Genomic DNA, 9,302 nt, shown 5'->3' on the forward strand with positions numbered 1-9,302 from the left:
ATGCAAACCGTTTTAGCGAAAATTGTTGCAGACAAGGCGATTTGGGTAGAAGCCCGCAAACAACAGCAACCGCTGGCCAGCTTTCAAAATGATATTCTGCCAAGCGCGCGTCACTTTTACGATGCGCTGCAAGGCGCGCGTACCGCGTTTATTCTGGAGTGCAAAAAAGCCTCCCCGTCAAAAGGTGTGATCCGTGATGACTTCGACCCGGCACAGATTGCGGGCGTGTATAAACATTATGCCTCGGCGATTTCCGTACTCACTGACGAGAAATACTTCCAGGGAAGTTTTGATTTTCTGCCAGTCGTCAGTCGCATCGCACCACAACCGATTCTGTGTAAGGACTTTATTATCGATCCTTACCAAATTTACCTGGCGCGCCACTACCAGGCTGACGCCTGTTTACTGATGCTGTCGGTATTGGATGACGAACAATATCGTCAGCTCGCCTCTGTCGCACACAGCCTGAAAATGGGCGTGCTGACCGAGGTCAGCAACGAAGAAGAGCTGGAACGTGCCATTGCGCTTGGCGCAAAAGTCGTGGGTATAAACAACCGTGACCTGCGTGACTTGTCGATTGATCTCAATCGCACCCGCCAGTTGGCACCGCGACTGGGACACGGCGTGACCGTGATCAGCGAATCCGGCATTAATACCTACGGACAGGTGCGCGAACTGAGCCACTTCGCCAACGGTTTCCTGATTGGCTCCGCGCTGATGTCCCATAACGATCTGCATGCAGCGGTGCGTCGCGTGTTGCTCGGCGAGAACAAAGTATGCGGCCTGACGCGCGCGCAGGATGCCAACGCAGCGTATGAATCTGGCGCGATTTATGGCGGACTGATTTTTGTCCCTTCTTCGCCACGCGCAGTCAGTATTGAGCAGGCGCGTGAAGTCATGACAGGTGCGCCGCTACAGTATGTCGGCGTGTTTCGCGACAGCAATATTGATGACGTGTGCGCCGCCGTCGGGCATTTGTTGCTGACAGCAGTGCAACTCCACGGGAACGAAGATCAGACCTATGTCGACACGCTGCGCGCAGCATTGCCGCAACAGGTGCAAATCTGGAAGGCGTTGAGCGTGGGCGAATCACTGCCTGCCCGTCGCTATCAGCATATTGATAAATACGTTTTCGACAACGGCCAGGGCGGCAGCGGGCAGCGCTTTGACTGGTCTCTGCTGGGCGGACAATCGCTGGATAACGTTTTACTGGCTGGCGGGCTCGGTGCAGATAACTGCGTCGAGGCGGCTAAAACCGGCTGTGCCGGTCTCGATTTTAATTCTGGCGTAGAGTCGCAGCCTGGCATCAAAGATGCTCGTCTACTGGCCTCGGTCTTTCAAACACTGCGCGCATATTAAGGAAAAGGACATGACAACATTACTCAACCCCTACTTTGGTGAATTTGGCGGCATGTATGTGCCACAGATTCTGATGCCTGCGCTGCGCCAGCTGGAAGATGCCTTCGTCAGCGCGCAAAAAGATCCTGAGTTTCAGGCGCAGTTTACCGACCTGCTGAAAAACTACGCGGGTCGTCCTACCGCTCTGACCAAATGTCAAAACATTACCGCAGGCACAAACACCACGCTGTATCTCAAACGTGAAGACTTACTGCACGGCGGCGCACACAAGACTAACCAGGTGTTGGGTCAGGCGTTACTGGCAAAGCGCATGGGTAAAACCGAGATCATCGCCGAAACGGGTGCTGGTCAACACGGCGTCGCTTCCGCACTCGCCTGTGCCTTGCTTGGCTTGAAGTGTCGCATCTATATGGGCGCGAAAGACATCGAACGTCAGTCACCCAACGTGTTCCGTATGCGTTTGATGGGCGCCGAGGTGATCCCGGTCCATAGCGGTTCCGCAACGCTGAAGGATGCCTGTAACGAAGCGCTGCGCGACTGGTCTGGCAGCTACGATACCGCGCACTATATGCTCGGTACGGCGGCTGGCCCGCATCCGTTCCCGACCATTGTGCGTGAATTCCAGCGCATGATCGGTGAAGAAACCAAAGCGCAGATCCTCGAAAAAGAAGGCCGTCTGCCGGATGCTGTTATCGCCTGTGTGGGCGGCGGGTCGAATGCTATCGGTATGTTTGCTGACTTTATTAATGAAACCAGCGTCGGGCTAATTGGCGTTGAGCCGGGCGGTCACGGGATTGAATCCGGTGAACACGGCGCGCCGTTGAAGCATGGCCGCGTCGGGATTTACTTCGGCATGAAGTCGCCGATGATGCAAACCGAAGAGGGACAGATCGAAGAGTCCTACTCGATCTCTGCCGGTCTGGATTTCCCGTCCGTTGGGCCACAGCATGCCTACCTGAACAGTATTGGCCGTGCCGACTATGTATCGATTACCGATGACGAAGCGCTGGACGCTTTCAAAACTCTGTGCCTGCACGAAGGTATCATCCCGGCTCTGGAGTCATCCCATGCCCTGGCCCACGCGTTGAAAATGATGCGTGACAATCCTGAAAAAGAGCAGCTGCTGGTGGTTAACCTCTCCGGTCGCGGCGACAAAGACATTTTCACCGTACACGATATTCTGAAAGCGCGAGGGGAAATCTGATGGAACGTTATGAAAACCTGTTTACACAACTGAAGGACCGCAAAGAAGGTGCATTTGTCCCCTTCGTCACCCTCGGCGACCCTTCTGTTGAGCACTCTCTGAAAATTATTGATACGCTGATCGAAGCGGGTGCCGACGCGCTGGAACTCGGTATTCCGTTCTCCGATCCGCTGGCTGACGGTCCAACCATTCAGGAAGCCACCTTACGTGCGTTTGCGGCGGGCGTGACGCCATCACAGTGTTTTGAAATGCTGGCGCTGATTCGCCAGAAACACCCTACCATCCCTATTGGTCTGCTGATGTACGCCAATCTGGTGTTCAACAAGGGTATTGATGAATTCTACGCCCAGTGTGAAAAAGTCGGTGTCGATTCTGTATTGGTGGCTGATGTGCCGGTAGAAGAATCAGCCCCGTTCAGGACGGCCGCGCTGCGCCACAACGTTGCGCCTATTTTCATCTGCCCACCTAACGCCGATGACGAATTGCTGCGCCAGATTGCCACCAATGGCCGCGGTTATACCTATCTGCTGTCACGAGCAGGCGTAACCGGTGCAGAAAACCGTGCGGCGTTACCACTGCATCATCTGGTGGAAAAATTGAAAGAGTACAATGCGCCGCCTGCTTTACAGGGCTTCGGTATCTCTGCACCTGAGCAGGTAACGGGAGCTATTGAAGCAGGTGCCGCTGGGGCGATTTCTGGCTCGGCGATAGTCAAAATCATCGAGAAAAATGTCGCTGCACCAGAACAGATGCTGGCTGAGTTAAAAGCTTTTGTCAGTGCGATGAAAGCCGCCACACATCAGTAAAATGAAACGACCGCCAGAGGTTTCTGGCGGTTTACCTTTCTTTCGCCTGCTTCATTTGGTACATGGCGCTATCCGCATTCTGAATAGCCACATCCAGTTGGCCATTCACCTCCGCAATTCCCCACGACACCGACAGCGGTACGGTATGACCATCCACTACAAACACGTGATTGTTGACCTGCCCGCTAATACGCTCGGCGATGGCGATAGCGTCATTCGCCTGAGAGCGAAACAGCAGGATCATAAACTCATCCCCACCGGTACGAATCACCAGATCATGGCTGGTTCGGGTATTAGACAACATTCTGTTGGCAATGATTTGCAGCGCACGATCCCCAGCCGCGTGTCCCCAGGTGTCGTTGACAGCCTTGAACTTATTACAATCCAGTAGCACGACCGAGCAATGAGATAAATCCCGGCGTTTAATAATGTCGAGGATCCTACGGTTAAAGCACCCCGTCAGGGAATCGATATACACTTTGAGGTCACTTTCATTCAACCACGACTTCAGCGAAAAGCTGATAATAATGAAGAAGAATGGCGCCAGCAAAATAACAATTCCGGCATGGGGATCGCGAACCATAAAGCGACCTAATGAAATTGAATAGTGCAGCGCATACTTTTCTGACAATAACCTGACATTGGCGTTGCTTATAGCGGCACATTTACCGGCTAAACAGAGACTCTCTTGATTGAGTAAATTAACCAATGCCACGTTAAGCCCCTGCGGGACCTGGTATTCAAACGCGCTGGCCAACTCTTCCTGCAGTTCAGATTTCGAATGGTCATAGACCAGATAGGCCACGATATGATCAGAGATGTCCTCACCCGACAGATCGTAAATATAACTCACTACGCTGTACGCTTTGTCACCAGTGATTTTATCGGTATAAAGATCGGTCGAACTGAGGGCTTTATTTTTGACGTTTTTTTGCAATAACCGGGTATAGAAATCAACCGGTGGATAAAAAAAGTTGGAAATATCCAGAGCCATCTCTGAATCAGAAAAAGTAAAATTGCGTGAATCGGCTGGCGTAAACCAGTAAAAATACTCAGCGTCTTTGGCAATGATATAACGATGTGCGTCAAAGGTACCCGGATTAAGTTCATTAACCATGCCGCGAATAAACTCTGCGGCGGTAAACATACACAGGGCCTGTTGACTGGCCTGTTTAGCAATAATGGCTCCTGACGCCGAATGTACCCGCTTTCGGTCGGCGTTGATTCCCCATTCCCCCGCCTCCCGTGGAACAAAGCGCGATACATCACCACATCTTTCGCCATTACTGATGTGATGATAGCGCTCCCCAATAGCATCTGAGAGCAGTTCATTGTCGTTAAAGATGTCCATGAGACGCGATTGTAGACGATTGATTCCATCACTCGCGGTAGCCATACGCTGTTCGTAAATGATAAACAGAAACAGTGAAGTAAATATCAGTGTAATGAGGCCCGAGACCAGCAATGCCTGCCTGTTTCTGAGCTTATCCTGCACAATCTTCACGAGTCCACCCTGATGGTTATCAGCATTGCTAAATCAGTTACCTGAGCGCTAAGTTACAGATTTACACACATAAAAGCACATCTTATTAACAAAAACACAAACTAATCATCACCATCAATCGGATACCCTGCCTGACGGATTGCCTCGCGGCAGTCGCTGACCCCTGCGGCATAGCCGGCTTCAATTTCACAAACCGGGCTGGCGCTGCAATAAGGTAATTTAATCGGTACGGCAAGGGCTTTTTCAAGACTCTCCACCCGACTCATGTACGCCAGCAACGCGCGCGCAGCATACAGGGCAAACTCTGCCATGTCATCGTTGCTTGATGATTCCAGGAGTGAAATTCTTTGTTGTAGCAGTTGACTAGTCAACTCCATCGTTAACGCCCCTCAACGCGGGTTTGCTTAAAGAGTAGCATTTCATCGAAGGGTGAAAAGGCGGGAAGGAAAAAACAGCCCCGCGGTTGCGGGACTATGAGTAAATACCGTAATACTTAATTTTTATTTGCTATATTTACGAGCCTGACTGCTCATTGATACTAAATCCCGTCACATCAGTTCCCAGGTCATCAATGACCTGTTTTAAGTTATCAAGAGTCATTGGAGTACTTTCATTGTTCAGATCTTTCCCCTCACCTAATCTAACAACTTTTAATACCGGTTTCTGGGTTGTAGCATCAATCAACTCACCTTCAATGTATAAGTGAGTATCCATAGTCCGGTGGCCTGTAGCGACCTGCGTTGCGGCGACAACCAAAGCTACCGGTAGAACTTCATAGAACTGGAGTCCCTCTTTCTCGCTGCTCACACCTGTAATTGCCCCCCTGAAAATCAGCGATCTCGGTCCAGGTGTTGAAACCAACGGTTTTCGCGCGGCAAATGATTGCTTCAATTTATTATCTGTGTAGGTCAGCAACTGACTCAGTACTTGCTCTCCTACCTGAGTTGTTGGCTTCGGTGTTGGATAATAAACGAGTGAATTGTACACAATGCTGTCATAATTTCCTGGATTGAAATTAGGATCAATCCACCTTAAAACAGGCTTTCCTGTTTTACTTTCTGCCTTTTCCAACCCCGAATAATCGTTTAAAAAGCCAGAGTATTTGTCTTTATCTGGTACTTTTGATGCACACCCAACAGCAGAAAGAACAGCAGTACACAAAGCGACCTTAAGCAAGCATTTAAATTTCATCCAAAAAACCCCAAAAGAGAAATAAATTCGGATGAAAGATAACAAATAAACATTCAGCAAATGGATTAGCCAATCGTGTCAAAATGTATTTTTTATCAATAACAATACCAACAATGTAAAAAAGCACTTTTATTGCTCAAATAAACCACTGCGAGTAAAATGTGTACAGCTTATTAGCATTAAAACGAAGCGTGATGATTTAAAAAATCACCGGAAACGTCTGGAGGGCGAGTACATTTCCCACGTTCTTCATCAGTAGTCAATACAACTGATTTTAGGCGTAGTGTCATGTCACTGCATTATTATTGTTTTCCCTTCCCGAGTTGTAAAGCCGCTCACAAGCTCCTCCTGACGTATAGTGTTCGTCAGCCTGGTTAGCGTTGAGTTGGGTATGTTGGATGTTATTTTGCGCCATTGGTTACCTCCTATGGCGCAGCAGAAAAAGGTTGTTCAGGCCTGGAATTGATAAGTCTAACGGAATGATGGATCTTCGTAGGCTAAAAGGATTGCAGCCTTACCTGTACCAGCAGCGTCCACCATTATCTGCCTGACTCGCATCTGGCAGGTCTTCGCAATCAGGGAGAGTTACACCTTGTTTAGTGATCATGCGATACCCATCGGAACTGGTGTAGTCGTCATTCTGGCGATCATGATGGTGATGATGGTGTTCCTTACGGTCCTGCTCACGTTTTGCATCAGCATAACGTTGTGCAAAATCTGCAGAACAGCCAGACAATAAAGTTGTGAGTGCAATAAATGTGATTATTTTTTTCATGTGTTGTGTCTCTTTTATTACGAATCAGCGAACAACTACCGATGCAACAGCATCATCCTGTCCCCAGACCAGGGTTGCGTAACGTTCACCCTTACGATATTTGCTGCCGTCCTGAGAGATCCGCGTCCACCCATCAGACTCCATAACATCGACAGCTTCTCCGCGGAAAGATCCAATCACCATCTGGTTTAAATGCGTGCGGATTACATCCGGAGAATTATTGCCACCATGGCGACGGGCATTTCGTTCGTTCTGCTCCGCAGTTTTGTGAATATTGCAGGTGGTTCCTGCATTCATTTCAGTACAGCCGGAACGTTCGAGCTGAGCCCGGTATTGAGCATTGATAGCCAATGCCGGTGATGAATGAATAGCGGCAACAATGGCAAATACAATTAATTTTTTCATGGTTTATCTCTTAATGAATAGTCAGCGGTTTCAATGTCCGCACGGTATGCTTCATGTTCTCTTTCAGTACACACTAATAAAGTAAGATGCCGTCACCCCTCGGCATGGGTTAATAATTACATTAACCAAAAAACATTAAATGTTTACTTTCACCTGAAATCATCAATGACAACATTAATAAAACCCCTTCTAAGTCACAATTATTTAAATTATAACAATTTACATATAAAACAATAAGTTAATAGCAAAGTAGTCATTCGTGAACACTGTTTGCACACCAATAACATGCAAATGTAATGCGTGTTTGGTTTTATAATAAATATCACTAAGCGCATTCGACATGCAAATATTTTTCATCACCCATACTTTAATAAGAACATTCTGACCCAAGGCGTTACACATGAAATAAAGTAGACATTCACCTGCAACTTTATGCAATTAGATATCACCAAACACAATACGCCAAGAATAATTAACATTAAGGCCGATAAATTATTAACAAATGATACCGGGGTAATTTATGGGTTTTTCTATGAGTTACTTCAATAATGTTACGGAAGTAGCCATAAATATGCATCAATATGTTAGTGTGATTTTTTCGTCAGGCTGGATTGTTGAGGATCGCCATTATCTTTTTGCGGTAAAGGAAGGTAACAAGAGGCAGCCCCACTTCATTCATCAGGCCGATGGTCAGCCGATATTTATGGCGGTGATCGGCAGCACACCATTTGAACGAGGAGATGAAGCAGAGGGCGCCGTGACGCATGCCGTCGGGAATGTAAAAAATCAGGGAGCCCAGTTAATCCAGCCAATATGGCGCAGAATCACATAACCAACACTCAGCTAACAATATGATAAATATAAAATTATTATGATTTCAGCCATCAAAAACAACTCGCAATTACCTCTTGTAACTCATTGATTATCAAAAATCTGTTTTCAGTTTTGGGGACGAGTTTTTGCCCCTCCGAAGGATTTTAAATCCTGCGTATTATCGCGAATAATCAATAAGCTAAAATATTATTTCGCCAAAAACTTATAAAAATAAAATATTTATTCAACTACTAGGAAGAGTTCTGAAGAGCCAAGAGCGAATTTTAAGTCAGTAACACTTTTATTACTATAACATTTAAGTGGTTGTTATTAATATTCAAGGAATTGTCTTCTGGACTCATCATCCTCAAGATACTCAAAAGAGAGAAGATGAATTTGGGTAAGGTTATAAAACCATTCGCAATCGTTTCGTTGAATAACTTCGCCTGCCTTGAAACATATCCCTGATGCTTCCCGAACAATCGCATATTTGCCATTACTAAATCTAACTCTGTGGATACAGAAAGGTTGGCCTGCCTGTCCGTGACAGCTGCTCGAAAGGATATCCCCTTCAATAAAAACAGTTTTTTTTGTTTTCATCATCATGCCCTCTACAACTGCAATACAAGAGAATTTATGTCATTCCCCGGCATCATTTTGGGACCCCATCAACCGCCGATACACCAGCATTCTGATGGCCTGAATAACAACCCGCAGGCAGGGCATTCCAGCACAGCATCTTTTCGCAGTTTACCTGCTTTCTGATCTGCCCTGTGTGCGCATACCGGGCAGGCAACATTAACGGGTCTTTCTTTAAAGTGCCTGAGTCCTTTTGTATAAGACATAAATAATACTCTTTGGATTATAATAGTTATTATACGCGTTAATATAAAATTATCTTGGTTAAGTTATGATGATTTATTACTGAATCAAAACATCAGACATTGAAAAATGAATGTCTGGTTTATGATACAATACCCTTCCCTGAGAAAATTATGATGAAATCAGAAGACACCCTTGACTGGTACCCCGCTCAACTGCCGCCAGTGAAAATTATCCTTGGTGAAGCCGTACTGGCTGTGAGTAAACAGGGACGACCGATTAATACCCGAACGTTGCTTGAGTATCTCCAGGTGATGCAGGACAGGCAAAAAAAGCGTGATGACAAAGTCGCCATGCAAACCGCGATTGATGTCCTTAGAGATAATCAGCGCATTAACGGCAGACGTTAATGCGCGTTTTGAG

General features: G+C 47.1%; 11 protein-coding genes and 2 pseudogenes. 5 read left to right on the top strand and 8 right to left on the bottom strand.

Annotation, left to right across the window (positions count from 1 at the left end):
• Genes trpCF through trpA form a run of 3 tightly spaced genes read left to right on the top strand, consistent with a single transcriptional unit; the run spans position 1 to position 3,369 of the window.
• Entirely contained in the window at positions 1–1,359 is a 1,359-nt protein-coding gene (gene trpCF, locus E4Z61_RS06095) for a bifunctional indole-3-glycerol-phosphate synthase TrpC/phosphoribosylanthranilate isomerase TrpF (protein ID WP_135324886.1), read from the top strand.
• 10 nt (positions 1,360–1,369) lie between these two features.
• Positions 1,370–2,563, top strand: coding sequence for a tryptophan synthase subunit beta (gene trpB / locus E4Z61_RS06100; protein WP_135322006.1), 1,194 nt, complete (start codon positions 1,370–1,372; stop codon positions 2,561–2,563).
• Complete coding sequence (trpA, locus tag E4Z61_RS06105; RefSeq protein ID WP_135322007.1) at positions 2,563–3,369, top strand: tryptophan synthase subunit alpha; 807 nt, start codon at positions 2,563–2,565, stop codon at positions 3,367–3,369. The genes trpB and trpA overlap by 1 nt, the downstream gene beginning before the upstream one ends.
• 31 nt (positions 3,370–3,400) lie before the next feature.
• On the opposite strand, the gene E4Z61_RS06110 is transcribed toward trpA, so the two are convergent.
• The 6 genes and pseudogenes from E4Z61_RS06110 to E4Z61_RS24290 form a co-directional block, all read right to left on the bottom strand.
• Complete coding sequence (locus E4Z61_RS06110; protein WP_135322008.1) at positions 3,401–4,873, bottom strand: GGDEF domain-containing protein; 1,473 nt, start codon at positions 4,871–4,873, stop codon at positions 3,401–3,403.
• A gap of 101 nt (positions 4,874–4,974) precedes the next feature.
• Complete coding sequence (locus E4Z61_RS06115) at positions 4,975–5,250, bottom strand: hypothetical protein (protein WP_135322009.1); 276 nt, start codon at positions 5,248–5,250, stop codon at positions 4,975–4,977.
• A gap of 136 nt (positions 5,251–5,386) precedes the next feature.
• A complete protein-coding gene (locus E4Z61_RS06120; protein WP_135322010.1) occupies positions 5,387–6,064 on the bottom strand; it encodes a DUF3313 domain-containing protein in 678 nt (225 codons plus the stop codon).
• A 514-nt stretch (positions 6,065–6,578) separates the two neighbouring features.
• Positions 6,579–6,839: a membrane lipoprotein lipid attachment site-containing protein gene (locus E4Z61_RS06125; RefSeq protein ID WP_135322011.1), complete on the bottom strand. Its 261-nt coding sequence runs from the start codon at positions 6,837–6,839 to the stop codon at positions 6,579–6,581.
• A gap of 24 nt (positions 6,840–6,863) precedes the next feature.
• A complete protein-coding gene (locus tag E4Z61_RS06130) occupies positions 6,864–7,244 on the bottom strand; it encodes a hypothetical protein (protein ID WP_135322012.1) in 381 nt (126 codons plus the stop codon).
• A gap of 529 nt (positions 7,245–7,773) precedes the next feature.
• A pseudogene (locus E4Z61_RS24290) lies at positions 7,774–7,890 on the bottom strand (DUF1722 domain-containing protein); the annotation flags it as partial.
• Here E4Z61_RS24290 and E4Z61_RS06140 point away from each other — a divergent pair.
• A pseudogene (locus E4Z61_RS06140) lies at positions 7,888–8,076 on the top strand (hypothetical protein); the annotation flags it as partial. The pseudogenes E4Z61_RS24290 and E4Z61_RS06140 overlap by 3 nt on opposite strands.
• 311 nt (positions 8,077–8,387) lie before the next feature.
• On the opposite strand, the gene E4Z61_RS23940 reads toward E4Z61_RS06140, so the two are convergent.
• A complete protein-coding gene (locus E4Z61_RS23940) occupies positions 8,388–8,657 on the bottom strand; it encodes a hypothetical protein (protein ID WP_205746882.1) in 270 nt (89 codons plus the stop codon).
• Between the two features lie 68 nt (positions 8,658–8,725).
• On the bottom strand, positions 8,726–8,902 hold the full coding sequence (locus tag E4Z61_RS24345; RefSeq protein WP_420808698.1) for a YnfU family zinc-binding protein: 177 nt from the start codon (positions 8,900–8,902) through the stop codon (positions 8,726–8,728).
• A 153-nt stretch (positions 8,903–9,055) separates the two neighbouring features.
• On the opposite strand from E4Z61_RS24345, the gene E4Z61_RS06150 reads away from it, so the two are divergent.
• A complete protein-coding gene (locus E4Z61_RS06150) occupies positions 9,056–9,289 on the top strand; it encodes a hypothetical protein (protein ID WP_135324887.1) in 234 nt (77 codons plus the stop codon).
• Positions 9,290–9,302 lie beyond the last annotated feature (13 nt).

Origin of the sequence: Citrobacter tructae (genome assembly GCF_004684345.1) — a bacterium.
GTDB classification, from domain to species: domain Bacteria; phylum Pseudomonadota; class Gammaproteobacteria; order Enterobacterales; family Enterobacteriaceae; genus Citrobacter; species Citrobacter tructae.